Source organism: Caballeronia sp. 11_S32 (genome assembly GCF_056930355.1).
This window is the reverse complement of the sequence record NZ_JBXOWH010000004.1, coordinates 861,341-885,530: the sequence shown is the minus strand read 5'-3', so window position 1 is coordinate 885,530 and position 24,190 is coordinate 861,341. Positions and strand designations below refer to the sequence as shown.

Genomic DNA, 24,190 nt, shown 5'->3' with positions numbered 1-24,190 from the left:
ACAGGGAGGTAACACGCGCTCGGGGTATATCCCGAGACAGCTTGCAAAGCGCTATCGGCAGAGGAAAAAGCGCGTTCGGGCTGTTTCGGTAACAGCCTCGGCGTCATCTGATTTGCTTGACATCCTATAACCGCGTTGGCTATTTTTCAGCATCCAGTCGCAACGAGGACGCACGCGCACGAAGACACGCGATAAAACAGAACGAAGCAAAATCAGGCCGGCGATCGACACAATCGACAACATCGACGATACGACCGGACCTCTTCCCAACCCACGGTTGCGAGAGAAGTGAGGAGACAAAATGGCTTTCAAGGCAGGACTGTCAGTAAAACTGGCGGCGGTTTGCGTCGCCGTGAGCGCGGCATTCGGCATGAGCGCGGCGCGCGCGGCTGATCCCGTATCGATCAACATCGTCGACGTCGCAGGCAATCTGCAACTGACGCAAAAGGGCTTCGAGGCGTTCAAGGCCAAGTACCCCAACCTCGTGTCCAGCATCACCTTCACGAACGCGCCCGCACCGCAGTTGCCGGGCAAGATCAAGGCGATGCAGGCGGCGGGGCGCTCGGATATCGACCTCGTCGTGACCGGCACCGACGCCCTCGCGGCCGGCATTCAGCAAGGCCTGTGGGAAAAGCTGCTGCCGGATCAGTCGAAGGCGTTCCCTGGCGTGCTCGACAAGTACGCGCCCGGCCCGCGCAAGATGCAGGACATCGCGCAAGGCTACGGTCTCGAAGTGACCTACATGCCGGCTGGTCCGCTGCTCGAATACAACCCGGCCAAGGTCACCGACGTACCCAAGACGCCCGATCAACTGCTTGCGTGGTGCAAGGCGCATCCGAACAAGCTGATCTATGCGCGTCCGGCCAACTCCGGTCCGGGGCGCACCTTCCTGATGGGCCTGCCGTACGTGCTCGGCGACAAGGACCCGATGGACCCGGTCAACGGCTGGGACAAGACCTGGGCGTTCCTCAAGCAGCTGAACGACTGCATTCCGTACTACCCGGGCGGCACGTCTGCCGTGATGAAGGAACTGGGTGAAGGCACGCGCGACATGACCGTCACCGTGACGGGCTGGGATATCAACCCGCGCGCGCTCGGCATCGTGCCGGCGGAGTTCAAGGTCGCCGCGTTCGACAACATGACGTGGGTCAACGACGCTCATTACATGGTGATTCCGAAGGGCGTGCCGAAGGAAAAGCTCGACGTGCTCTACAAGCTGATGAACTTCATGCTCGAGCCGGCGCAGCAGGCCTTGACCTATGACGATGGCTACTTCTATCCGGGTCCGGCGGTGAAGGATGTGCCGCTCTCGATGGCCCCTGCGAAGAGCCAGGAAGTGATCCAGAAGTTCGGCCGGCCCGAGTACGCGAAGCTGCTGGCTGACCGTCCGCACGTGCTGCCGCTCAACGCGCAGGCTATGGTCGCGGCGTTCCAGAAGTGGGATCGCGAAGTCGGCGCGGCCAAGACCAAGTAAGTCGGCGTATCGCTGTGATGAGACGGCGACGTTCCCTCGGAGGAGCGTCGCCGCTTGTACAAAAAAGCGCAGGAAATTGTCATGAAGCACACATTTGAGCAGTTGCGCCTCGACTCGGTCTCGCGCAGCTTCACCAATGCGGAAGGGCAGCAGCTCGCCGCGTTGAAGGGCCTCGATCTGAATATCCAGCGTGGCGAGTTCATCGCGCTGCTCGGGCCGTCGGGCTGCGGCAAGTCGACCGCGCTGAACTGCATCGCCGGATTGCAGCCGTTGACGGGCGGCGGCATCTGGCTCGACGACAAGCGTATCGACGTGCTGCCGCCCGAGAAGCGCGGTTTCGGCATGGTCTTTCAGAACTACGCGCTGTTTCCGCATATGTCGGTGCTGGATAACGTCGGCTTCGGCCTCAAGATGCGCGGCATGCCGAAAGCGGAAGCGACGAAGCGCGCGAAGGCCGCGCTGCAACTCGTGCAGCTGATCGGCCACGACGCCAAGCTGCCCGGCCAGCTTTCCGGCGGCCAGCAGCAGCGCGTGGCTATCGCGCGCGCGATCGTCATCGAGCCGCCGCTCGTGCTGATGGACGAGCCGCTGTCCAACCTCGACACCAAGCTGCGCATCGAGATGCGCGCCGAAATCCGCCGTATCCACGGCAAGCTGGAGCGCGCGACCATCTACGTGACGCACGATCAGGACGAGGCACTCTCGATGGCCGATCGCATCGTCGTGATGAAGGAGGGCGTCGTGCAGCAGGTGGCGTCGCCGAAGGAAGTCTATTCGCGGCCGAAGAACCTGCACGTCGCGCGTTTCATGGGCTTTCGCAATGTCGTGCAGGCGACCCTCGAAGGCACGCAGGGCGAATCGGTCGCGGTGAACGCGAATGGCGTGAAGCTGCTCGGCACGCCGATGGAAGGCTTCGACAGCAAGCGTGTGTCCATCGCGCTGCGTCCCGAAGACATGGAGCGCGCGACGCCCGGCGCCGAAAACGCATTCGATGCCCACGTCGAAGTCGTCGAATACGGCGGCCGCGATTCGCTCATCATCGTGAACACGGCGTTCGGCAAGCTGTGGGCGCGCATCGCGGGCGAATGCAGCGAAGGCGAGCGCATCACGCTTCGCGTCGCGCCTTCGAAGACGCTCGTCTACGGAGAAGAAAAATGATCGCGCTTCCCGCGCAGCGCGATCCTAAGGGCTGGCTCGTCGCGCCGGCGCTCATTTTCATCCTCGCGCTGTTCATCTATCCGTTCGCGTACGGGCTGATGCTGTCCTTCAACCCGATGAACGGCGGCGGCATCTGGGCGAACTACATCACGTTCTTCACCGATTCGTCGATGTGGCCGACGATCATCGTCACGCTGAAGCTCGCCGTGCCCGCGACGATCATCAACGTGGGCGTGTCGGTGCCGGTCGCGTTCGCGCTGCGCCGCACGTCGCCGTGGCAGAAGTTCGTGACGACGCTGCTGGTCGTGCCGGTGACGCTCGGCACCGTGCTGATCGCCGACGGCATGCTGACCTACTTCAGCCCGAACGGCTGGTTCCCGCAGGCATTGCAGGCGCTGCATCTCTACGGCGATGAAGTGCGCCTCACGCACAACTACTGGGGCGTGCTGATTTCGCTGATCGTGTCGGGCTTTCCGTTCGCGTTCCTGCTGACGCTATCGTATGTGACCGGCATCGATCCGACGCTCGCGCGCGCCGCCGCGACGCTCGGCGCGAGCCCATGGCAGCAGTTCCGTCAGATCTATCTGCCGCTCCTGTTGCCCGGCCTCACGATGACCGCGTGTCTCTCGTTCGTGCAGGCGTTCTCGGTGTTTCCTTCGGCGGTGCTGCTCGGCGCGCCGGCCGGCCCGACGCGCGTGATCTCGATCGCCGCTTCGGAGGCCGCGTTCGAGAACTACGATTACGCGCTCGCTTCGACCATCGCGATCGTGATGGGCTTCGTGCAGTTGCTCGTCGTGGGCGGCATGCTCGGCGCGCGCCGCTTCTTCTACACGGGTCCGGTGACGGGAGGCAAGGGATAATGACGACCGATAACCGCGCGGCGTCCGGCTGGCAGGCCGGCGCGCTGACTCCAAGCACCGGCAAGAACATGAAACAGCAAAGGAGCCTGCGCGACAGGCTATGGAAGTTCTTCGTCTGGACGACGATGGGCTTCTTTCTCGTCAACGTGCTGCTTCTGATCGCGACCGTCGCCGTGAATTCGGTGGCCACGCGCTGGTTCGGCACGCTGCTGCCGCAGGGCTTCACGCTGCACTGGTACGCGCAGGCGTGGAGCGACTTCCAGCTTTCGAGCGTGCTGCTCGTGACGCTCGAAGTGGTGGGCGCGGTGGTGCTGCTGTCCATCGCGCTCGGCGTGCCGGCCGCCTATGCGCTCGCACGCGTGCAGTTTCCCGGCAAGCGTTTCGCGATGCTCGTGTTCCTTTTGCCGCTGATGGTGCCGCCCGTGACCTACGGCATCCCGATGGCGACGGTCATGTACAAGTTCCATCTCGCGGGCACGCTGACCGGCGTGATTCTCGCGAACCTGGTGCCCGCGCTGCCGTTCGTCATTCTCGTGATGACGCCGTTCATCGAGCAGATCGATCCGAATCTGGAATCGGCCGCACGCATTTTCGGTGCGAACACGTTCCGCTATTTCCGCTACGTGCTGCTGCCGCTGCTCGTGCCGGGCATGCTCGCGGCGGGACTGCTCGTGCTGGTGCGGACCATCGGCATGTTCGAGCTGACCTTCTTCACCGCCGGTCCGACGACCCAGACGCTCGTCGTCGCGCTGTACTACGCGGTGTTCTCGACGGGCGTGCGCGCGCCGCAATCCATCGACGCGATGGCGATGATCTACATGGCCATCACAATGATCTGGGTGCTGATCGCGCTGCAGTTCGTGAGCCCGACGCAGCTCGTATCGCGCGTGAAGGAACAGAAGCAGTGATGTCAGGCGCGGCCGCGCGATGTGGCCGCGCAGACTATTTTCATACCGAAGCCGTGTCGTGACGAAAATCCGTGAAGTCGTAGAGTTGAACGCCGAGCCGCGCCTGAGCATTTCGAACGGGCCGCATCTGATCGAAATCGCGCCGGCGGCGGGCGGGCGCGTGACGCGCTTCGCCACGCGGGACGAGCGCGGTCTGCACGACTGGCTCGCGCCGGTGACCGCCGCGAGCTGGCCATGCGACGCGTGGCCGAAGGGCGGGAGCTATCCGCTCGTGCCGTTTTCCAATCGCGTGCGCGACGCGCGCTTTGCGGCGCCGGACGGTTCCGCGGTCGAACTCGCGGTCTTTCCCGGCACGGTGCACGCGCTGCATGGTTTCGGCCAGTTCGCGGCGTGGGGCGTCGAATTGCAGGAAGCGGATTGCGTCGTGCTGCGCTATGTGCACGGCGAGGGCGAACACGGCTGGCCGTGGGCGTTCGAGGCCGTGCAGATGATCGAGGCGAACGCGGACGGAGCGAGACTATCGATGCGCGTCGCCAACCGCTCGTCGAGTCCGATGCCGGTCGGCCTCGGTTTTCATCCGTACTTCGGCGCGCAGGAAGCCGAACTCCATACGACGACGCACTGGCGTCACGAAGCGGAAATCGCGATCGAGCCGACCGCCGAGCGGCCCGCGCGTCGCCATGTGCGGGAAGTGGAGGGCTACACACGCTATCTGGGCGGCTGGAACGGCCGCGCGACGCTGCGCTACGCGGATGGCCGCACGCTCGAACTGAAAGCCGACGACGCGTTGAGCCACGTCGTCGTGCATTGCCCGGCCGGAGCGGGCTATCTGTGCGTCGAGCCGGTCTCGCACGTCAGCGACGGCTTCAATCTCGCCGCACGCGGCCTGCCCGGCACGGGCATCGCGGTCATCGAGCCAGGTAGTGAAATACAGGCGTCGCTCGTGATGGCAGCCGGCGCGAACCCGGCCCGGCGCGGCGGCGGCGGCGCCTGACGCGCGCCTCGACGCACGCGCGCTCGCGGGGCGCCGGGAAGCGCGACGCATTCGCCGGCAATCTCCCCCCGGCGACGAGGCAGGCATCCCTGTTCATGGCGGCACCTCCATCCAGTTTGCGTATCAGCGCGTGAGCGGCATGGAAAAGAACGATTCGACGAGATCGACGATGCGCCAGGTCGCGCAAGGCCGGCGGCAGTGGGCGTCGAAGCCGGCTTCCTTGAGCGTTTGCACCGGATCGGCCGGCCATACGTTGCTCATCGCGACGAGCAGGCGCCCGGTGACGTCGGCGTCCATGCGCAGCGTGCGCAGAAAGACGTAGCCGGAATCGCTGTCGAGACTCGTATCGAGAAGCAGCGCGTGCGGCTGCCAGCTATGCGCCAGCGCGCGCACCGATTTCAGATCCTGCGAATGGATGACCTGCAAGCCTTTTAGCCGGAGTTGCACGGCGAGCGAATCGCCGATCGACTTGTCCTTGTGGGCGATGAGCACGCGGCGCGATGCATCGCCGGTGCGGGCCCGCTTGATACGCCACAACGCGAACTCGCTTTCGTTGTCGGCCAGACGGCTTGACATCTCATCCTCCAGTCTCGTATTGGGTTACGTGGTTGATTCGATTGCCACCAGTGTCCGGCGGACAGGCATTTCGCTAAACCCGGCACGGGAGGGGAAGCCGGGAATTTCTGGGAGACTGCCGAACGTATCCCTGCGAAAGAGGGGTGGAAGTCACGCAAGGCGCGCGTAATATCGGAACCGTTCTCGGAGCGTCGCAATGGAAAATGGCTATTTCAAAACAGTGTTGCTGGTAGAGGACGAAGGGCTCACCCGGAGCGCCATGAAAAGCCTCATCCTGGCGAACGAGCCCCTGCTCGAAATCGACGAAGCCGATGGATTCGAGCAGGCGAAAGCCAAGCTTTCCGCCAACAACTACGATCTGATGTTCCTCGACTACCATTTGCGCGGCCACGCCACCGGCATGGATCTGCTCAACTGGATCCGCGAGGAAGAGCGCGAGGTGCAGACGATCATGCTGTCGGCGCAGGATGACCGCGACACCGTGCTCGAGTGCATCAAGAGCGGCGCGTGCGGCTTCATTTCCAAAGGCAGCGAGCAGGGCGCGGGCGTGTTCCGCGAGGCGCTCAAGACCATCCTCAATGGCCGCGTGTATCTGCCGAACACCGTGCTCGGCAAGGGCGGCCACAGTCCGAAGCCGGTCTCGCCGCATGCGGCCGTGACGGTCGAATCGCTCGATCTGCCGCCGCGCCTCACCGAGACGCTGCGCTATCTGCTGCAGGGGCTCTCGAACAAGGCGATCGCACGCAAGATGAACATCAGTGAAAACACCGCCAAGGAATATTCGAGCGATCTGCTCGCGCGCTTTCACGTCACGCGGCGAACGTTTTTGATCGTCGAGATGGCGCGGCGCGGGATCGAAATGCCGATGAGCAATACCTCGTCGGCGTCCTGAGCGCCGGATCAGCTCCTTTTTCTCGACGCGGGCGCACCGGAAGGGCGTCCGCGTCGTTGCATGTGCGCGGCGTTTTTCTCATCGTTCCGAGGAATGCGCGTCGGGATGGTAAGGTAGAGTCCGGACTAATTTTGAGATGAGGTCGGCGTAGGTGATTCGCAGGATGACGTTCATAAAAATGCAAGGTGCCGGCACGGCATTGACGGTGTCGGCGGCCCTGATCCTGGGCGCATGCGCGCCCCTTCCGCAGCAGAACGACACTGACGCGGCCGCCGCGGCCTCCGCCGCATCGGCGGCGCAAGCCGCGCAGGCGGCCGCCAGACCGCCCGCGCCGCCGACGCCGCCGGGTGAGCAGCGCATCATGGTCGGCACCGCGAACGGCTACCACCTGATGGTCAAGACGACGCCGCCGTCGCAGGTCTGCGACAACGACGCCTTCGCCGACGGCGTGCGCTACGGCTACGCGCTGACGTGGAACCGCCTGGTCGGCGAGGATGTGCGCAACGGCGGCAAGCCCAAGCGCAAATTCGACGCATCGACGCTCCATTCCCAGGACGATCAATACAAGATCCAGTGGAACGGCAAGGAGCGCGTCAACGCGTGCGCGTCGGACGGCTATCTGATCGGACGCGTCGTCGGGACGCATCTCGCCGGCGTCGACATGAAGAACGGCAAACCTTCCTGAACGCCCGGGAAGCGGCGTCAGTCGCAGGTGTGCGTGGCCGTGACGTAGCGGCTCCCGATGGCGACGTCGCCGTAGATCGTGTAACCGGTTCCGTTGGCGGACGCCTGCGCAATCACCAGCACGACCGACTGGCTCGTGTAACCGCCGCTCGGCACCGAAACCGCCTGCGTATCGGCGCTCGGCGAGTATTCACGCACGCGCCCGGCGATCGGCGTCCATTTCTCCTTCACGCAGCGGATGAAATCGTAAGGCTTGGACTGCGATGTGCCCGAGCCGATCGGCACGGTCCGGAGCAGGGCGTCGTCGGTCGACACGCATGCGCTCAAGGCGGCGCACAAGACTGCGATGATTTTTCTCATAGTTCCGATGCCTCTTTTTATGGGATCCGCCTAATCTGCTGCTCTGTGTCAAATTTTCCGCTCGCAATTTCTTTCTGACAAAACGTAAGTACAGCACGACCGATCGTTCGTGCAATCTTGCGCGCCCGGAGAGTGGCGCCAAGTCTGGATACAAGCTTTCGATCCGTAGTTTTCCCAATATTAGTCAAGTCGGGTCAACCTTCGCCGTTATATAGGCGTTTCATGCCTTGAAGCCTTTTGTATGGCGCGAGCGCGGGCGGCGGGAGCCGAAGTGGCGCTCTCCGACCGCGTGTGGTGCGCGGGTCCCCGATAACCGTGATGTAATCGTTGCCTTCGACCTTTCCCGGCCGGAACGCAACGTGAGCCAGTTTGATAGAACGCATGTCTCGCACAAAGTTGCTCGCCCGGCTTCGCGCCATTTCCGCTTCCGGACGCCCGTCCGGCGGCTCCGATCTTCAGCGGCTCGCCGCGCCCGTGCTCACGGTCGTCATCTGCGTGCTGCTGCTCGTGGTCTTCCAGCATCTGTCGCGCTCGGTCGATTACAAATCCGTGATCCACTCGCTGCGCATGATGACGCCGCAAGCCTGGCTCGCGGCGCTGTTCGCGACCGCGCTTTCCTTCGCGGCGCTCGTCGGGCGCGATGCGGTCGGGCTGCGTCACATCGGCGCGGCCGTGCCGCGCTCGCTGCTGTGGGTCGGCGCGACGGTCGGCTCGGCGCTCGGCAACGTGACGGGCTTCGGCGCGCTGACGGGCGGCGCGGTGCGTTGCCGCGTGTACGGCGCGGCCGAGGTCACGCCGGCGCAGGTCGGCCGTCTCACGATCTTCACGAGCGTGACGCTCGCGCTGTCCCTCGCGTTCATGGCCGCCGCCGGCATGCTGTTCGGCGCGGGCACGCTCTCGGACATGATGCGCCTGCCGCCGGCCGCGCTGCGCGTGACCGGCGCGGCGCTTCTCGGCGTGTTCGCCGCGATGGTCCTGCTCTGCGGCCGCGAGCCGCGCACGCTGCGTTCGCGCTGGAAGTGGCTCGCGTTCACCGTGCCCGCGCGCCGCGATTTTGTCGCGCAGGCCGCGCTCGCGGTTATCGACGTCTTCGGTGCCGGGCTCGCGCTCTGGGCGCTCCTGCCGAGCTCGCAAGTCGGCTTCGGCGAATTCATGACGGTGTTCTCGGCGGCGATGCTGCTCGGGATGATCGGCCATACGCCGGGCGGCGTCGGCGTGTTCGAGGCGGCGATGGTCTTCGCGCTCGGCGGGAGCGCAGAGACGCCGGACGTGCTGGCCGCGCTGCTCGCCTATCGCGCGATCTACTTCGGCCTGCCGCTGATCCTGTCCGCCGGCGTGATGGCGGCGTTCGAAGGCCGCGCGCTGAAAGGGCGCTTCGGCTTTCTGAAGCCGCGCCACATGTCGCAGCTCGCGCCGCTTTTCCTTTCGATCGTCACGTTCGCGGCGGGCTCGATGCTCGTCATTTCGGGCGCGACGCCCGCGTTCAAGATGCGCATCGCGGTTTTGCAGACCATCGTGCCGCTGTGGGTGCTGGAAAGCTCCCAACTGCTCGGCTCCGTGCTCGGCGTGCTGCTGCTCTTCGTCGCGCGCGGCCTGATGCGCCGGCTCGATGCCGCCTGGTGGCTCGCGCTGATCCTCGCCGTGGCGAACCTCGCGCTGTCGCTCGCGAAGGGGCTCGCGTTCGTCGAAGTGGGCGTGCTGGCGTTCCTCATCGTGCTGCTCGTCCTGACGCGCGAGCGCTTCAACCGCCGCTCGTCGCTGTTCGCCGAGCGCTTCACGGCGACGTGGCTGATCTCGATCGGCGTCGTGATGGCGCTCGCCGTCTGGATCATGTTCTTCGCCTTCCGCGACGTGCCGTATAGCGGCGATCTCTGGTGGCAGTTCGCCTTCGACGAGCGTGCCCCGCGTGCGCTGCGCGCGACGTTGGCGGCGGCGGTGGTTGCGCTAGGGTTCGCGCTCTGGCAGCTTCTGCGCCCGGCGGCGGGCCGTTTCGTGAAGCCCGCGCCGCAGGATCTCGCGGATGCCGCGCGTATCTTCCGCGCACAGGAGCGCAGCGACGCCGGCCTCGCGATGATGGGCGACAAGAGCTTTCTCTTCTCCGAATCGCGCGAAGCTTTCCTGATGTACGCGAAACATGGCCGCACGTGGGCCGCGCTGCACGATCCGGTCGGTCCGCGCAGCGAATGGGCCGAACTGATCCGCAAGTTCGTCGAACTCGCGCACGCGCACAACGGCCGCGCGGCGTTCTATCAGGTGCGCGCCGATGCGCTGCCGCTTTACCTCGACGCCGGCCTGACGCTGATGAAGCTCGGCGAGGAAGCGCACGTCGCGCTCTCCGAGTTCGACCTGAAGGGCTCGCACCGCTCGCATCTTCGTTATGCGCTGAAGCGCGGCGAACGCGACGGCTTCGATACCGAAGTGATCGGACCGGAACGCATCGCCGAAAGCATGCCGACGCTGCGCAAGATTTCCGACGACTGGCTCGAAAGCCGCTCCGCGCGCGAAAAGAGCTTCTCGGTCGCGGCGTTCAACGAGGAATATCTCGCGGCGCAATCGGTGCTGCTCGTGCGTCAGCAGGGCGAGCCGGTCGCGTTCGTCACCTTCATGACGACGGACATGAACACCGAGGCGACCGTAGGCGTGATGCGCCATGTCGCGGAAGCATCGCCGTATGCGATGGAATACCTCTTCACGAAGCTCGCGCTGCATCTGAAGGAAGCCGGGTTCAAGTCGCTGTCGCTCGGCATCGCGCCGCTGTCGGGGATGGAGCCTACGCCGCTCGCGTCGCACTGGCATCGTCTCGCCGGGCTCGTGTGGCGCTTCGGCGGCCGGTTCTACAACTTCCGCGGACTGCGCGGATTCAAAAGCAAGTTCCAGCCGCGCTGGGAGCCGCGTTATCTGGCGGCGTCCGGTTCGGTCGGCGTATTTTTCACTTTGGCGGATCTTTCGCTCCTCGCGGGCGGTTGGCGTTCATGAAATTCCTTAGCAAGAAAGCGGCGGCCCGGTTCGCGGCCGCCGTGTGCGGTCTCTCTCTGCTCGGCATGGCGCATGGCGCCGAGACGATTTCCGGCGGCCGTTACGGTCAGGTCATGCTCACGAAGCCCACCGGCGCGATGACCGGCTTCGTCGTGCTGTTCTCCGAGAAAAGCGGCTGGACGCCCGCCGATCAGCAGGCCGCCGACGCGCTCGCCGCCAAGGGCGCGATGGTCGTCGGCGTCGACACGATGAAGTACGCGGCGCAACTCAAGGCCGACAAGACCGAGAAGGCTTGCCACAACCTCGTCGGCGATGCGGAGAACATGAGCCATCAGCTCGAACGCACGGTGCAGACGAATCACTATTACGCGCCGATTCTCGTCGGCACGGGGCAGGGCGCGATCCTCGCGGAAAGCGCGCTGAAGCAGGCGCCGGACAACACGGTCGCGGGCGCGGTCTCGCTCGCGGCGGATCCCATGCTCGACGCGCGTTTCAATCCGTGCGCGCCGGATTCGACCATCATCCACGCGAAGGGTTTGCCGGGCTTCTTCGAATACACCGCGGTGCTTGAACCGAACCGCTCGAAAGCCGATGCGCTCGTCGCGATGACGGCGCCGCATCTGAAGAAGGCCGAGCCCGCGACGGAGAACGATGTCTCCGATCTGCCGCTGATCGAACTGCGCGCCGCGCAGCCGACCGATCTGCTCGCGATCGTCATTTCCGGCGACGGCGGCTGGCGCGACCTCGACAAGACCATGGCGCTCGCGCTGCAGCGCGACGGCGTATCGGTGATCGGCATCGACTCGCTGCGTTACTTCTGGAGCGAAAAGACGCCGCAGCAGACGGCCAACGATCTCGCGCGCGTGATCCGCACGTACAACGCGCGCTGGCATACGAGCCATGTGGCGCTCCTCGGCTATTCGTTCGGCGCGGATGTGATGCCGTTCGCCTACAACCGTCTGCCGGACGCGGTGCGCGAGCAGGTTTCGTATATTTCGCTGATGGGCTTCTCGCCCGCGGCGGATTTCCAGATCCGGGTGACGGGCTGGCTCGGCATGCCGGCGAGCGACAAGGCGCTGAAGGTGCGGCCGGAACTCGACAAGCTGCCGCCGGCGATGGTGCAATGCATCTACGGCGAGAAGGAGGAGGACACGCTGTGTCCGCAGCTTACGAAGACGGGGATCGAAGTGGTGAAGTTGCCCGGCGATCATCACTTCGGCGGCGATTACGATGCACTCGCACGGCGCATTCTCGCGGGATGGAGAAAGCAGATCGCGGCGCGGCAGGGGTAAGGAGACCGAGCCACACGCGGGCTTGAACATCCGCTGTACCATGTCCGCACTCGCCCAACGGAGTCCGGCATGTCCCTGATCGACCATCTCGACCACGTGGTGCTCACCTGCGTCGACGTCGAGGCGACCAAGCGCTTCTACGTCGACGTCCTGCAAATGAAGCTCGAAACCTTCGGCAACGGCCGCATGGCGTTTCGCTTCGGCAATCAGAAAATCAACCTGCACGTGCGAGGCTCGGAGTTCGAGCCGAAAGCGCATCTGCCGGTGCCGGGCGCGCTCGACCTGTGCTTCATCGCAGCGGTGCCGCTCGACCAGGTGATCGAGCGGCTCGCGCGGATGAACGTGCCGGTCATCGAAGGTCCGGTCGAACGCACGGGCGCGACGCGCAAGCTGCGCTCCGTGTACGTGCGCGACCCGGACTACAACCTCATCGAGATTTCCGAGTTCATTTGAGCGGGCCGAGATAATCCCGCTTGCCGATGGGCGCGCCGAGATGGCGCAGGATGTCGTGCGTCGTCACGACGTGGAAATAGAAGTTCGGCAGCCCGAATCCGAACAGATAATCGTCGCCCGAAAACGACGGCGAGAAGTCCGGAAACTTCAGCGTGACGGTGCGCGTTTCGCAGCCGGCGAGCGCCGACTTGTCGATGCTCTTCAGGAACGCGACCGTCTTCTCGATGCGCGCCTGCAGCGCCGGAAAACTGTCCTCGTCGTCCTCGAAGCGCGGCGCCTCGACGCCCGAAAGCCGCGCCGCCGAAAGCTTCGCGGTATCGCTCGCGCGCTGGATCTGCGCGGCGAGCGGCAGCATGTCGGGCGCGAGGCGCGCGTTGATCACATCGGCGTGGGCGAGGCCTTTTTCGTCGGCGAAGGCGGCGCCCTTTTTGAGCAGATCCGCGCACACTTCGAGCCCACGGATAAAGACCGGAATCGATGCGCGATACATCGTGAGAGACATGGGATTGCGCTCCTTGAGTTTTCGTTTCGACAGCGACAGGGGACACAAGCATAGCGCCGGGCCGAATAGCCTGCTCGATTCGGCGGTTCCGATTCAAGAACCGGAACCGGAACCGGACGGCGCCGCGTGCCGCGCTTCCCAGGCGCGCAACTGCGCCTCGTAGCGCTCGAGCGCTTCCTCATAAAGATCGTAGACGCACGGATTGCAGCCGCTCTGACAGCAGTCCTCCGGCAGCGGACGCACGGGCGGCGTCGGGCGCGGATCGTCGGCGGGGGCGTCGTTATCGGTCATCGGAACGGGAAGGCGTGATCGCTTCATTGTGCATCGGCTTCGCCGGACGGACGCGAGCGGCTAGACTTTGGCTGCGGATCGCACCGCGCCCGATGCGATACTGCGCGGGGCGGCGATCCCGCCCGTCATCACGTCGATCGGACCGAGGAATTCCCGCGATGAATCAGATCGTCAAGCTCGCGATCTCCGGCGCGCTCGCGAGCGCCGTGCTGGCCGGCTGCGTCGTGCCGCCGGAAACGCCGGGCGGCTTCGGCGAGACGGGCCAGGGCAATCAGGCCGCTCAGCGTGCCGCGAGCGCGTGGAGCGCCGAAATCCGCCGCACGCAGGACGGCATTCCGCATATCCGCGCCGCCGACTGGGGCAGCCTCGGCTTCGGTTTCGGCTACGCGCAGGCGCAGGACAACCTGTGCACGCTCGCCGACGGCTTCATCACGTATCGCGGCGAGCGCTCGGCTTACTTCGGGCCGGACGCGCGCCCGCCCTCGGCCGCGACTTTCGGCCAGCCGCGCAACATCGACGCCGATTTCTTTTTTCGTCTCCTCGGCGATCAGGCCGCGATCGAGCGTTACCGTTCCGCGCAGCCGCCCGAGGTGCGCAATCTGATCGACGGCTTCGCGAGCGGCTACAACCGCTATCTCGACGATCTCAACGCGGGCAAGGCTCCGAACGCGCATGCGGCGTGCCGGGGCCAGCCGTGGGTCGGCAAAATCGGCGCCGACGACATCTACCTGCGGCTCATCGCGGCCAATCTCGCGGGCGGCTCGGCGCGCTTCGTCACGCCGATCGCGGCGGCGCATCCGCCGAAGCCGGGCGCAGCCGCACCGCGCGGCGGCGGCGGCGGCGGCGAAGCGCCCGCGGCATCCGAAGCATCGCAAACCGCGCTCGATGCGTTGCGTTATCCGATCGGCGAGCATCCCGGCATCGGCAGCAATGCGCTCGCGTTCGGCGCGCCGATCACGCGCGACAAACACAGCATCCTGTTCGGCAATCCGCACTGGTTCTGGCGCGGCCCCGACCGGTTCTATCAGGCGCAACTGACGATCCCCGGCCAGTTGAACGTCGCGGGCGTGTCGTTTCTGGGCATGCCGCTGATCGTGCTCGGCTTCAACGAGAACATCGCGTGGACGCATACGGTGTCGAGCGCGCGGCGCTTCGGCATCTTTCAACTGACGCTCGATCCCGCCGATCCGACGCGCTATCTCGTCGACGGTCAGGGCGAAGCGATGACGCCCGTCGCGCTCACCGTGCGCTCGCGCCGCGCCGACGGCTCGTACGAATCCGTGTCGCGCACGCTGTACCGCACGCGCTTCGGGCCGGTCGTCGATCTGTCCTCCATGGCGCAAGGCCTCGGCTGGAGCGCGCAGCGCGCTTATGCGCTCGCCGACGTGAACGTGGACAACACGCGCGCGTTCCCGAATGTGTTCGCGTGGAATCAGGCGCGCTCGCTCGCCGATTTCATGGCGATCCAGAAGCGCTACGCCGCGACGCCGTGGGCGAACACCTTCGCGATCGGGCGCGGCGACGAGCGTGTCTGGTTCGCCGACATCGGCCCGATTCCCAATGTGCCCGATGCGCTCGCGGAGTCGTGCACGACGCCGGCGGGCCGCGCGTTCGCGGGCCGCGTGCCGGGCGTGCCGTTCCTCGACGGTTCGAAGAGCGCGTGCGCGTGGCGCGTCGACCCGGCGAGCGCGCAGCCGGGCGCGCTGCCCGTCGATCAGCTGCCGAACATCGTGCGCGGCGATTACGTCGGCAACTTCAACGACAGCTACTGGCTCACGAACGCGAATGCGCCGCTGTCGGGCTATCCGCGCATCGTGGGCGCGACGCGCGTCGAGCAGTCGCTGCGCACGCGCTACGGCCATCTGCTCGCCGCGCGCCTGCAGCGCGAGCGCGGCGGCGTGACGCGCGAGGTGCTCGAATCGACCGTGCTCGAGACCAACTCGATGTCCGAGCGGCTCTTTCGCAAGCCGCTGCTCGACGCCGTCTGCACGGTCAACGAGGCAGTCGGTCCGCTGCACGAGCCGTGCGAAGTATTGCGCCGCTGGAACGGCACGGCGGATATCGATGCGCGCGGCGCGAACCTGTGGGACGAGTTCTGGCTGCGGGTGACGCGCATCGCGCCCGAGCGGCTGTACGAGTCCGGCTTCGATCCGGGCAAGCCGCTCGCGACGCCAGGCGGTTTCAATGTCGACAATCCGGCCGTGCTTCAGGATTTGCGCCAGGCGCTCGGCGGCGCGGCGCTCGCGCTGAATCTGAACGGCTTCGCCCTCGATTCGCGGCGCGGCGACATTCTCTACACGGAGCGCCGCGGCGCGCGCGTGCCGCTCTACGGCGGCTGCGACGAGGCGGGCTACTTCACGATCGTCTGCGCGCGGCGTCCGCTCGATGCGAAGGGCTATCCGATGGACGCGAGCGGCCAGGGCGACAGCTACGTGCAGGTCGTCACGTTCGGTGCGAACGGCGTGGAAGCGGACACGATGCTGTCGCATTCCGAATCGGACGATCCGGCCTCGCCGCACTCCGGCGACGCGACGCGCGCGTTCGCGGCAAAACGCTGGTCGCGCTTTCCGTTCACCGAGCAGGCCATCGATGCCGATCCGGCGGTGACGCGTGTCGTCGTGTCCGGCGCGCGTGATGACGGGTCGAGCGCGCCCGCACGCTGAAGAAATTCACCCAAAAGGTGCAGGCGCGCTGCCCGACCGGTCGAGCCGAAGGCAAATCCCGTCTATCATTGAAGTTTGCTCGAATGGAACTACGGTCATGACTATCGGCGACAGCACGCAACACGGCGAAGCGGTACGCCTCGATTCCGCCGCGCTGCGGGATTTCGTGGATCGCAAATGGAACGACGAAATCGTGCCCGCACTGACCGACTACATTGCGGTGCCCGCGAAAAGCCCGATGTTCGACAGCGACTGGGCGCGCCACGGCTTCATCGAGCGCGTGGTCACGGATGCGGTCGACTGGATCAAAACGCAGCCGGTCAAAGGTCTGAAGGTCGAGATCGTGCGCTTGCCCGAGCGCACGCCGGTGATCTTCTTCGAAGCGCCCGCCACGCGCTCCGGCAGCACGGAAACGGTCGTGCTGTACGGTCACCTCGACAAGCAGCCGGAATTCGAAGGCTGGCGCAGCGATCTCGGCCCGTGGACGCCGAAGCTCGAGGACGGCAAGCTCTACGGCCGCGGCGGCGCCGACGACGGCTATGCCACCTACGCCAGCATCACCGCGCTCGCGGCGCTGGACGCGCAGGGCGTCGAGCGGCCGCGCTGCGTCGGCATCATCGAGACGTGCGAGGAATCGGGCAGCTATGACCTCTTGCCGTACATCGACGCGCTGCGCAGTCGCCTCGGCGATGTCGGACTCGTGATCTGCCTCGATTCCGGCGCGGGCAACTACGATCAGCTCTGGCTTACGACCTCGCTGCGCGGTCTCGTCGCGGGCGATCTCGAAGTGCAGGTGCTCGACGAGGGCATTCACTCGGGCGGCTACGGCGGTATCGCGCCATCGGCATTCCGCATCATGCGGCAACTGTTCGAGCGCCTCGAAGATTCCAGCACCGGCAATCTGCTGCCGGAGGGCTTTCACTGCCAGATCCCGATGCTGCGCCGGCGCGAGGCCGAAGCGACGGCGCGCATTCTCGGCGACGACGTCTGGAAGAAGCTGCCGTGGAGCTGCGGCCAGGACGGCGGCAGCGTCCTGCCGACCACGACCGATCCGCGCGAAGCGCTGCTCAATTCGACCTGGCGTCCCTCGCTGACGGTGACGGGCGCGTCCGGCCTGCCGCCGCTCGCGGATGCGGGCAACGTGCTCGCGCCGCGCACGGCGTTCAAGCTGTCGCTGCGCCTGCCGCCGCTCGTCGACGCGGCGAAGGCGGTGCTCCAGTTGCGAAGACTGCTCGAAACGGAGCCGCCGTACAACGCGAAGGTCACGTTCAAGCCGGAAGCGGGCGCGGCCACCGGATGGAATGCGCCGGATCTCGCGCCGTGGCTGCGTTCGTCGCTGAACGAGGCATCGAAGCGTCACTTCGGCGCGGATGTCGCCTATATCGGACAGGGCGGCACGATTCCGCTGATGAATACGCTCAAGGAAGGCTTCCCGCGCTCGCAGTTCATGGTGTGCGGCGTGCTCGGCCCGAAATCGAACGCGCACGGCCCGAACGAATTCCTGCACGTGCCCTATGCGAAAAAGCTGACGGCCTCCGTCGCGGAAGTGATCGCGGCGGCGCCCTGAGCGGCGCGGACCTTTCGGTGATTCAGGAAGCCCGGCTCGTCCGGGCTTTTTTTCGCCCGTTTTCAGCGATTTTATAAAAACGAACTGGTAAGGCCAGTTGATCGTCTGTAAAGTGATAGGCCCGCGCGCGTCCCGAAAAAAGGAACGCGCGAGCCATCAACCACGGAGACAAGTGCCGCAATGAACGCATCCCCCACGTCCACCTATTCCGCCACCGAACAGCGCATCGCCGCCGACACGCTGCACGCCTATGTCCGCGCGATCTGGGAATATGCCGGCAGCGCGTCGCGCGAGGCGGAGCTGGTTGCGGACCACCTCGTGATGTCGAATCTGTCGGGCCACGACTCGCACGGCGTCGGCATGATCCCGCGTTATGTGGCGTCGCTCGGCGAAGGCCAGTTGAAGCTCAACACGCACGCCGAAATCGTGCGCGACGCGGGCGCGGTGCTGACCGTCGACGGCCGCAAGGGCTTCGGCCAGGTCGTCGCTTACGAGGCGATGGAGCACGGCATTGAGCGCGCGAAGAAGCTCGGCGTGTGCGCGGTGGGCCTGCGCAACGCGCATCACATCGGGCGGATCGGACATTGGGCGGAGCAGTGCGCGAAGGCGGGGCTCGTGTCGTTCCACTTCGTGAACGTGGCGGGCGATCCGCTCGTCGCGCCCTTCGGCGGCATCGACCGGCGTTTCGGCACGAACCCGTTCTGCGCGGCCTATCCGCGTGACGGCAAGACGCCGCTCGTGCTGGACTTCGCGACGGCGGGCATCGCGTACGGCAAGACGCGCGTCGCGTACAACAAGGGCGTGAAGGTCGCGCCGGGCATGCTGCTCGATCACGAAGGCCGGCCGACGGTCGAGCCGAAGGTGATGCACGAAGAGCCGTTCGGCTCGCTGACCGCGTTCGGCCTGCACAAGGGCTCGGGGCTCGCGGCGCTGTGCGAGATTTTCGGCGGCGCGCTTTCGGGCGGCTATACGACGCACGAGGACACGCTGGAGAAGTCGAGCGCGATCATCAACTGCATGACCTCGGTGATCGTCGACCCGAACGCGTTCGACGCGCCCGCCGCGCAACGGGAAGCCGAGGCGTTTCTCGAGTGGATGAAGGCCTCGCCGCGCGCCGAGGGCATCGACGCGATCTACGCACCGGGCGAGCCGGAAGAGGCGCGCCGCGCGGAGCGCACCGCGAACGGCATCGCGATCGATCCGACGACGTGGAAGCAGATCCGCGATTCGGCGGTCACATCGGGCATGCCGGCAGCGGAAATCGAGCAGTTCGCGAGCGCGCTGAAGTAATTTTTCGGATGCGCGGGCGCGGCAAATTGGTCAAGCCAGTTTGCCGCGCTTTTCTTGTCAGGCGACCAGGTCTTTCGCGATCCACTCGATCACGGATGTGCGCTTCGGCTGCCAGCCGAGGATTTCGCGCGTGCGCTTGCTGCGCACGCGGCTGTTCGAGCCGAGACCGTACGACGCCATCTCGTAGCCCCATTCCTTGATTGCCTCCTCGAGCGGCCAGTCTTCCGGTCCGCGCAGATCGAGCGCCTTCGCGATGGCCGCGGTCATGTCGCGGAATTGCGCCTCGCCGCTTTCGACGAAGTAGAACGTGCCCGCTGGCGACTTCTCCAGCGCGCGGCGGTAGACATCGACGACATCGTCGATATGCACATTCGACCAGATGTTCAGTCCGCGTCCCACGTGGCGCACGATGCCGCTCTTCTTCGCCTGGCGCTCCAGCCGCGGCAACTGCACGCTCGCCGTGTCCGGCATCGCGCCGTGGCCGTAGATCAGCGTGTTGCAGAGCACGACCGAGCGCACGCCGCGCTTGGCCGCGCCGAGGATGAGATTGTCGATCGCGACGCGCGGCGCCTTGTCGGGCGTCGGCTCGGGGAGATCGTCCTCGGTGTAGATCTTGTCCGATGCCTCGCCGCCCGACGCATCGCCCACGATGCTCGATCCGCTCGTATGCAGGAACGGTTTGTTCGAGCCTTCGAGCGCGCCGATCAGCGCTTCGACCGCGCCGCGATGATCGCTGCTCGCCGCGTTGATGACCGCGTCGGCCGCGCGCGCTTCGCTAGCGAGAAGCGCCGTGTCGTCCAGGCTGCCGATGACCGGCTCGATATTCAGGCGCTTCAGTGCGTCGGCCTGCTCCGCGCGGCGGATGAGTCCGCGCACGCGATGGCCGTCGCGCGCAAGCCCCGCCGCGATCGATCCGCCGATGAAGCCGCCCGCGCCCGTGATGAAGATGTTCATGTTCCTGCTCCGTTGAGTGTTCAAACTGCGATGAGCACAGTATGGTCCGCTTCGACTTTCGCAAAAACAGTGGTAGTCTCAAATGAACCTTGACTCAGAGTCAATAATTTGAAAACCAACACGGACGAACTGCTCGTCTTCGTCACGGTGATCGACAGCGGCTCGATGACAGCCGCGGCCGAGGCGCTCCAGCAGACCGTCTCGGGCGTGAGCCGCACGCTGACGCGTCTGGAAAAGAAGCTCGACGCCACGCTCGTGCGGCGCACGACGCGCCGCCTGCAACTGACCGACGAGGGCGAACTCTTCCTTGCGCGCGCCCGGGCGATTCTCGCGGCGATGGAAGATGCCGAGGAAGCGATGGCGCGGCATCGCGAGCGGCCGGCAGGCAGGCTGCGCGTGGACGCGGCGTCGCCCTTCGTGCTTCACTGCATCGTGCCGCACGTGAAGGCGTTCGCGGCCTTGTATCCCGAGATCACGCTGGAGCTGACGAGCAACGAACGCATCGTGGATTTGCTGGAGCAGCGCGTCGATATCGCGATTCGCATCGGCGCGTTGCAGGATTCCACGTTGCATGCCCGCGCGCTTGGCAGGAGCCGTCTGCGGGTGATGGCGAGTCCGGCGTATCTCGCGGAGCACGGCGAGCCGCGCGATGTCGACGACCTGATGCGCGCGCGCCTGATCGGCTTCACCGCGCCCGAAAGCCTGAACGACTGGCCGCTCTCCGACACGCGCGCAGGCCGCGACGCTTCCTTCGTGTCGATACGCCCGGCGGTCGCGGCATCGAGCGGCGAGACGATCCGGCAACTTGCGCTCGAGGGCGGCGGCATCGCGTGCCTCGCCGAGTTCATGACCGCCGACGATGTGCGCGCCGGCCGCTTGCGCACGATCCTGGACGATATCCTCGAGGACGTGCGCCAGCCGATCAACGCGGTCTTTTACCAGAGCGAGGCGATGGCGGCCCGCTCGCGCGCTTTCCTCGATTTTCTCGCGAGCCGGCTCGCGCTTTAGTTCTCCACCTGTTCTCCACCTACCAGGATCACATCCGACCATGCCACCGATCGAACTCATCAACGCGCCCGACCTGCCCATCCCGGCGGGCCACTACAGCCACGCGACGCGCGCCGGCAATCTCGTCTGCGTGTCCGGTCAGTTGCCGATCCGCCCGGACGGCACGCATACCGGCGAGTTGCCGTTCGAACAGCAGGCCGAGCAGACGCTCTCCAACCTGCGCACCGTGCTCGAAACGGCGGGCGCGAGCTTCGAGGACTGCATCGAGGTGACGGTTTATCTCGTCGGCGTCGAGCACTGGAAAGCGTTCAACGAGATCTACGCGCGCCACTTCGGCGAGTGGAAGCCGGCGCGCGCCGTCGTGCCCGTCGGCGCGCTGCATTACGGCTACCTGCTGGAAATCTCGGCGCGCGCGTGGGTCGAGCGCGAGTAGCCGCTACGCCAGATCCAGCGACTTCGTCAGATCGCCCAGCGGCGCCTGGCCACTCGCGGCGAACGCGCGATCCCGCGCGGCGACGCCATCGAGCGGCGCGAGGTCGTGCACGCGTGAAATGAAGCGCAGGATCGAGTTCGTATCGTAGACGGTGTGATCGACATAGCCTTTCTTCGCGAACGGCGAGATCACGAGCGCCGGAATGCGCGAGCCCGGCCCCCAGCGGTCTCCCTTCGGCGGCGAGACGTGGTCCCACCAGCCGCCGTTCTCGTCGACAGTGACGATCACCACCGTGTTCTGCCACTGCGGCGAGCGTTGGATGTGCTCGATCACGTTCGAGATATGCCGGTCCCCCGACGCGATATCCGCGTAGCCCGCGTGCATGTTGAGATTGCCTTGCGGCTTGTAGAACGTGACGGCGGGAAGGCGGCCCGCGTCGATGTCGGCGAGCAGCTTGTTGGTCGTCGGATCATTGCCGAGGCCCGCGTCGCGCAGATGCTGGGCCCGCGCCGCCGTGCCCGGCGCAAAATTCGCGAAGTAATTGAACGGCTGATGGTGGTACTGGAAATCGGGCACTGCGCCGGTGTCGCGATGCTCCAGCGCGTACTGCCAGGCACCGCTGTACCACGCCCAGTCGACATTCTTGTCCGAGAGGCGATCGCCGATGGTCGCGTAAGTCTGCGGCGGCAGCACGAGCGCGTTCGACCGGTTCGCATAGCGCGGGTCGCCGCCTTGCGCAGGCGGCACGTTGCTCGGCTGGTAGGGCGGGAACATCGTGTTGACCGCGTAGCCGTCGGCGGTGAGGGCGCCGTCGCGCACGAACTTGGGCGGGCCTTCGAGCGCGGACTTAGGCGAATCCGGCGCGAGTTTCAGACGCGAGCCCGCGGGATCGTCGCCTTCGACGACCGCGAGCAGCTTCGCCGCCGGGCTGCCCTTCGCATCCGGATAGAAGGGCGCCTGCGCGGAAATCAGGAAGATGTGGTTCAGCCACGAGCCGCCGAACGCGGACATGAAGAAGTTGTCGCAGAGCGTGTATTGCTGCGCGAGCCCCCAGAGCTTCAGCGTGTCTGGCGAATTCTGGTAATGGCCCATGACGAGCCCGCCCGAATCGCCCCACGCCGCGAACTGGTTGTTGCGCCCGGCGTTGATCTGCATCTGGTTCTGATAGAAGCGATGCACGAGATCGCGCGTAATGACCGAATTCGGCAGCGGCGCGCCATGCGCGTCCATGATCTGGAAGGGCGCATTGCGCAGATTGCCGATCTGCTGCTCGGTGATGGCGTAGCGCTTGCCGTCGATTTCCTGCGCCTGCGGCACGAGCCCGCCCCAGATTTTCGGCAGCGTGGGCATTGGCGTGAGGCCGTCGCGGTCGAGTTGCGTGTAAAGCGATGCCGGCACGGCCGAGAGCGGAGATTGCACGCCCGGATAGTTGCCGTAGAGATTCGTGAAGCTGCGGTTCTCCGCGTAGATCACGACGATATGCTTCACCTGTGTCGCGAGCGTGCGGTCGAGCGCGAGATCGGCGGTGGTTTTCGGCGTGGCAGGCTTTTGTTCGAAAAGGTTGCACCCGCCGAGCGACAGGCCCGCGATGCCGACGCCCGCCGCGAGGAGCCGCCGCCGCGCGGGGTCTGCCGGTGCGTCGCTGGCCGGTGTGTCGTGGCTGGAGGGAAGCTCGTTTTGCGGATGGTCGTTCTCATTCATCGCCTGACTCCTCGTGAACACGCGGCGCACGCCCCGATGACGCGCGCCTGCATTATCGACGCCGAAAGATGACGCGCCCATTGGCCCCATTGCCAATTACCCGGCGCCCCGGCTCGGCCGCGTTGCTGCGTGCGGCTAGCTGAGTGGGGATGATGCCGCATCGCCAGTCCGGGTGAAACCCGGCCGAACGGCATAGGCAAAAAAACGGAACGACGAGTGAATCGGCCTATGTCTTCTGGCCGACTGGAAAGCGCGAACGACCGTGACTAACATCAACTGAACACGAGCTTTGCTCCGACGAGAACCAGCGTCGCGGCGAGCACGTGGCGCAGCAGCGCTTCCGGCGCCTTGGTGGACAGCGCGCTGCCAATGGCGATGCCCGGAATCGAGCCCACGAGGAGCGAGGCGAGCAGGGACCAGTCGACGGAGCCGAGCATCCAGTGGCCCGCGCCGGCGATCAGCGTGAGCGGTACCGCGTGCGCCACGTCCGAGCCGACTATGCGCACCGTCGCGAGGCGCGGATAGAGCAGAAGCAGCACCGTCACGCCGATCGCACCGGCGCCCACGGACGTGATCGAAACGAGCACGCCGAGTATCGCGCCGGTGAGAACCGTCCAGGCGGCGGTGCGTACCGGGTGTTCGGGGCGGCCGTGGCCCTTCTTGTAGGCGAGACGCGCGAGCTGCGGCCGGAAGATCAGGGAAATCGCGGTGATGAGAAGCGCGGTGCCGAGAATCAGCTGGATGAGCCGCGCCGTGCCGGGCGCCGTGATGCCGTGCGCATGCAGGAAATACAGCGTGATCGCCGCCGCCGGCACGCTGCCCGCCGCGAGCCGGCCGGTGATGCGCCAATCGACCGAACCCTTGATGCCGTGCACGAGCGTGCCGGCGGTCTTGGTCGCGGCGGCGTACAGCAGGTCGGTGCCCACGGCGGTCGCCGGGTGAATGCCGAACAGCAGCACGAGCAAGGGCGTCATCAGCGAGCCGCCGCCCACGCCCGTCAGGCCGACCAGGAAGCCCACCGCGAGCCCTGAGGCAGAATAGAGTAAATCGATATGCGGAAATGACATTGCGCGCGGAGAACCCGTCAGGCGTGGTTGGGTCGAAAAACCGTCGATGATAGCGGGTAAGCGGCCCGCTTGCTGCATGAAAGCAAC

The 24,190-nt window shown here is 65.8% G+C and carries 22 protein-coding genes; 15 read left to right on the top strand and 7 right to left on the bottom strand.

What is annotated here, in order from left to right:
* Positions 1-370 precede the first annotated feature (370 nt).
* The 5 genes from AC1Z32_RS30185 (at position 371) to AC1Z32_RS30165 (ending at position 5,394) form a co-directional block, all read left to right on the top strand.
* Positions 371-1,474, top strand: coding sequence for an ABC transporter substrate-binding protein (locus tag AC1Z32_RS30185; RefSeq protein ID WP_483483344.1), 1,104 nt, complete (start codon positions 371-373; stop codon positions 1,472-1,474).
* Positions 1,475-1,555: 81 nt separating this feature from the next.
* Complete coding sequence (locus tag AC1Z32_RS30180) at positions 1,556-2,632, top strand: ABC transporter ATP-binding protein (RefSeq protein WP_483482499.1); 1,077 nt, start codon at positions 1,556-1,558, stop codon at positions 2,630-2,632.
* Positions 2,629-3,492 carry an ABC transporter permease gene (locus AC1Z32_RS30175; protein ID WP_483482498.1) on the top strand — a complete coding sequence of 288 codons (864 nt, stop codon included), beginning with the start codon at positions 2,629-2,631 and terminating at the stop codon, positions 3,490-3,492. Before AC1Z32_RS30180 ends, AC1Z32_RS30175 begins: the two co-directional genes overlap by 4 nt.
* Complete coding sequence (locus tag AC1Z32_RS30170; RefSeq protein ID WP_483482497.1) at positions 3,492-4,400, top strand: ABC transporter permease; 909 nt, start codon at positions 3,492-3,494, stop codon at positions 4,398-4,400. The genes AC1Z32_RS30175 and AC1Z32_RS30170 overlap by 1 nt, the downstream gene beginning before the upstream one ends.
* Before the next feature lie 58 nt (positions 4,401-4,458).
* Entirely contained in the window at positions 4,459-5,394 is a 936-nt protein-coding gene (locus tag AC1Z32_RS30165; RefSeq protein WP_483482496.1) for an aldose epimerase family protein, read from the top strand.
* Between the two features lie 123 nt (positions 5,395-5,517).
* On the opposite strand, the gene AC1Z32_RS30160 is transcribed toward AC1Z32_RS30165, so the two are convergent.
* Positions 5,518-5,970: a histidine kinase gene (locus AC1Z32_RS30160; RefSeq protein ID WP_483482495.1), complete on the bottom strand. Its 453-nt coding sequence runs from the start codon at positions 5,968-5,970 to the stop codon at positions 5,518-5,520.
* A gap of 196 nt (positions 5,971-6,166) precedes the next feature.
* Between AC1Z32_RS30160 and AC1Z32_RS30155 the strand changes: the two genes are divergently transcribed.
* Both AC1Z32_RS30155 and AC1Z32_RS30150 read left to right on the top strand, forming a co-directional pair.
* A complete protein-coding gene (locus AC1Z32_RS30155) occupies positions 6,167-6,862 on the top strand; it encodes a response regulator (protein ID WP_483482494.1) in 696 nt (231 codons plus the stop codon).
* A gap of 163 nt (positions 6,863-7,025) precedes the next feature.
* Positions 7,026-7,547, top strand: a complete 522-nt coding sequence (locus tag AC1Z32_RS30150; RefSeq protein WP_483482493.1) for a hypothetical protein — start codon at positions 7,026-7,028, stop codon at positions 7,545-7,547.
* Positions 7,548-7,564: 17 nt separating this feature from the next.
* Here AC1Z32_RS30150 and AC1Z32_RS30145 read toward each other — a convergent pair whose 3' ends face one another.
* Positions 7,565-7,906 (bottom strand): hypothetical protein, encoded by a 342-nt coding sequence (locus AC1Z32_RS30145; RefSeq protein WP_483482492.1) that lies wholly within the window; start codon positions 7,904-7,906, stop codon positions 7,565-7,567.
* 381 nt (positions 7,907-8,287) lie between these two features.
* Here AC1Z32_RS30145 and mprF point away from each other — a divergent pair, with 381 nt between their 5' ends.
* From mprF to AC1Z32_RS30130, 3 genes are all read left to right on the top strand, one after another.
* Positions 8,288-10,882 (top strand): bifunctional lysylphosphatidylglycerol flippase/synthetase MprF, encoded by a 2,595-nt coding sequence (mprF, locus tag AC1Z32_RS30140; protein WP_483482491.1) that lies wholly within the window; start codon positions 8,288-8,290, stop codon positions 10,880-10,882.
* On the top strand, positions 10,879-12,174 hold the full coding sequence (locus AC1Z32_RS30135; protein WP_483482490.1) for a virulence factor family protein: 1,296 nt from the start codon (positions 10,879-10,881) through the stop codon (positions 12,172-12,174). The genes mprF and AC1Z32_RS30135 overlap by 4 nt, the downstream gene beginning before the upstream one ends.
* A 69-nt stretch (positions 12,175-12,243) precedes the next feature.
* Entirely contained in the window at positions 12,244-12,627 is a 384-nt protein-coding gene (locus tag AC1Z32_RS30130) for a VOC family protein (RefSeq protein ID WP_483482489.1), read from the top strand.
* On the opposite strand, the gene AC1Z32_RS30125 is transcribed toward AC1Z32_RS30130, so the two are convergent.
* Both AC1Z32_RS30125 and AC1Z32_RS30120 read right to left on the bottom strand, forming a co-directional pair.
* Positions 12,620-13,129 carry a DUF1993 domain-containing protein gene (locus AC1Z32_RS30125; RefSeq protein WP_483482488.1) on the bottom strand — a complete coding sequence of 170 codons (510 nt, stop codon included), beginning with the start codon at positions 13,127-13,129 and terminating at the stop codon, positions 12,620-12,622. The two genes, AC1Z32_RS30130 and AC1Z32_RS30125, sit on opposite strands and share 8 nt — an antisense overlap.
* Before the next feature lie 93 nt (positions 13,130-13,222).
* Positions 13,223-13,447: an oxidoreductase-like domain-containing protein gene (locus AC1Z32_RS30120; protein WP_483482487.1), complete on the bottom strand. Its 225-nt coding sequence runs from the start codon at positions 13,445-13,447 to the stop codon at positions 13,223-13,225.
* A 131-nt stretch (positions 13,448-13,578) separates the two neighbouring features.
* Here AC1Z32_RS30120 and AC1Z32_RS30115 point away from each other — a divergent pair, with 131 nt between their 5' ends.
* From AC1Z32_RS30115 to AC1Z32_RS30105, 3 genes are all read left to right on the top strand, one after another.
* Positions 13,579-16,083 carry a penicillin acylase family protein gene (locus AC1Z32_RS30115; RefSeq protein ID WP_483482486.1) on the top strand — a complete coding sequence of 835 codons (2,505 nt, stop codon included), beginning with the start codon at positions 13,579-13,581 and terminating at the stop codon, positions 16,081-16,083.
* Between the two features lie 97 nt (positions 16,084-16,180).
* On the top strand, positions 16,181-17,650 hold the full coding sequence (locus tag AC1Z32_RS30110; protein ID WP_483482485.1) for a M20 family metallopeptidase: 1,470 nt from the start codon (positions 16,181-16,183) through the stop codon (positions 17,648-17,650).
* A 180-nt stretch (positions 17,651-17,830) separates the two neighbouring features.
* Positions 17,831-18,940: a malate/lactate/ureidoglycolate dehydrogenase gene (locus AC1Z32_RS30105; protein WP_483482484.1), complete on the top strand. Its 1,110-nt coding sequence runs from the start codon at positions 17,831-17,833 to the stop codon at positions 18,938-18,940.
* Positions 18,941-18,997: 57 nt separating this feature from the next.
* Here the strand turns inward: AC1Z32_RS30105 and AC1Z32_RS30100 are convergent, their stop codons facing one another.
* Positions 18,998-19,894, bottom strand: coding sequence for an NAD-dependent epimerase/dehydratase family protein (locus tag AC1Z32_RS30100; protein ID WP_483482483.1), 897 nt, complete (start codon positions 19,892-19,894; stop codon positions 18,998-19,000).
* Between the two features lie 108 nt (positions 19,895-20,002).
* On the opposite strand from AC1Z32_RS30100, the gene AC1Z32_RS30095 reads away from it, so the two are divergent.
* The gene (locus tag AC1Z32_RS30095) at positions 20,003-20,902 is read left to right on the top strand and encodes a LysR family transcriptional regulator (protein ID WP_483482482.1); all 900 of its coding nucleotides are present in this window, start codon (positions 20,003-20,005) and stop codon (positions 20,900-20,902) included.
* Between the two features lie 40 nt (positions 20,903-20,942).
* Positions 20,943-21,335 (top strand): RidA family protein, encoded by a 393-nt coding sequence (locus AC1Z32_RS30090; protein WP_483482481.1) that lies wholly within the window; start codon positions 20,943-20,945, stop codon positions 21,333-21,335.
* Between the two features lie 3 nt (positions 21,336-21,338).
* Here the strand turns inward: AC1Z32_RS30090 and AC1Z32_RS30085 are convergent, their stop codons facing one another.
* Positions 21,339-23,036, bottom strand: a complete 1,698-nt coding sequence (locus AC1Z32_RS30085; RefSeq protein WP_483482480.1) for an acid phosphatase — start codon at positions 23,034-23,036, stop codon at positions 21,339-21,341.
* A gap of 272 nt (positions 23,037-23,308) precedes the next feature.
* Complete coding sequence (locus tag AC1Z32_RS30080; RefSeq protein WP_483482479.1) at positions 23,309-24,103, bottom strand: sulfite exporter TauE/SafE family protein; 795 nt, start codon at positions 24,101-24,103, stop codon at positions 23,309-23,311.
* Between the last annotated feature and the right edge of the window lie 87 nt (positions 24,104-24,190).

Excerpts from the sequence above, each read along its gene's own strand:
- AC1Z32_RS30185 (WP_483483344.1), top strand. The coding sequence starts at position 371 with ATGAGCGCGGCGCGCGCGGCTGATCCCGTATCGATCAACATCGTCGAC.
- AC1Z32_RS30180 (WP_483482499.1), top strand. The coding sequence starts at position 1,556 with ATGAAGCACACATTTGAGCAGTTGCGCCTCGACTCGGTCTCGCGCAGC.
- AC1Z32_RS30175 (WP_483482498.1), top strand. The coding sequence starts at position 2,629 with ATGATCGCGCTTCCCGCGCAGCGCGATCCTAAGGGCTGGCTCGTCGCG.
- AC1Z32_RS30170 (WP_483482497.1), top strand. The coding sequence starts at position 3,492 with ATGACGACCGATAACCGCGCGGCGTCCGGCTGGCAGGCCGGCGCGCTG.
- AC1Z32_RS30160 (WP_483482495.1), bottom strand. The coding sequence starts at position 5,970 with ATGTCAAGCCGTCTGGCCGACAACGAAAGCGAGTTCGCGTTGTGGCGT.
- AC1Z32_RS30155 (WP_483482494.1), top strand. The coding sequence starts at position 6,167 with ATGGAAAATGGCTATTTCAAAACAGTGTTGCTGGTAGAGGACGAAGGG.
- AC1Z32_RS30150 (WP_483482493.1), top strand. The coding sequence starts at position 7,026 with ATGACGTTCATAAAAATGCAAGGTGCCGGCACGGCATTGACGGTGTCG.
- AC1Z32_RS30145 (WP_483482492.1), bottom strand. The coding sequence starts at position 7,906 with ATGAGAAAAATCATCGCAGTCTTGTGCGCCGCCTTGAGCGCATGCGTG.
- mprF (WP_483482491.1), top strand. The coding sequence starts at position 8,288 with ATGTCTCGCACAAAGTTGCTCGCCCGGCTTCGCGCCATTTCCGCTTCC.
- AC1Z32_RS30135 (WP_483482490.1), top strand. The coding sequence starts at position 10,879 with ATGAAATTCCTTAGCAAGAAAGCGGCGGCCCGGTTCGCGGCCGCCGTG.
- AC1Z32_RS30130 (WP_483482489.1), top strand. The coding sequence starts at position 12,244 with ATGTCCCTGATCGACCATCTCGACCACGTGGTGCTCACCTGCGTCGAC.
- AC1Z32_RS30125 (WP_483482488.1), bottom strand. The coding sequence starts at position 13,129 with ATGTCTCTCACGATGTATCGCGCATCGATTCCGGTCTTTATCCGTGGG.
- AC1Z32_RS30120 (WP_483482487.1), bottom strand. The coding sequence starts at position 13,447 with ATGAAGCGATCACGCCTTCCCGTTCCGATGACCGATAACGACGCCCCC.
- AC1Z32_RS30115 (WP_483482486.1), top strand. The coding sequence starts at position 13,579 with ATGAATCAGATCGTCAAGCTCGCGATCTCCGGCGCGCTCGCGAGCGCC.
- AC1Z32_RS30110 (WP_483482485.1), top strand. The coding sequence starts at position 16,181 with ATGACTATCGGCGACAGCACGCAACACGGCGAAGCGGTACGCCTCGAT.
- AC1Z32_RS30105 (WP_483482484.1), top strand. The coding sequence starts at position 17,831 with ATGAACGCATCCCCCACGTCCACCTATTCCGCCACCGAACAGCGCATC.
- AC1Z32_RS30100 (WP_483482483.1), bottom strand. The coding sequence starts at position 19,894 with ATGAACATCTTCATCACGGGCGCGGGCGGCTTCATCGGCGGATCGATC.
- AC1Z32_RS30090 (WP_483482481.1), top strand. The coding sequence starts at position 20,943 with ATGCCACCGATCGAACTCATCAACGCGCCCGACCTGCCCATCCCGGCG.
- AC1Z32_RS30085 (WP_483482480.1), bottom strand. The coding sequence starts at position 23,036 with ATGAATGAGAACGACCATCCGCAAAACGAGCTTCCCTCCAGCCACGAC.
- AC1Z32_RS30080 (WP_483482479.1), bottom strand. The coding sequence starts at position 24,103 with ATGTCATTTCCGCATATCGATTTACTCTATTCTGCCTCAGGGCTCGCG.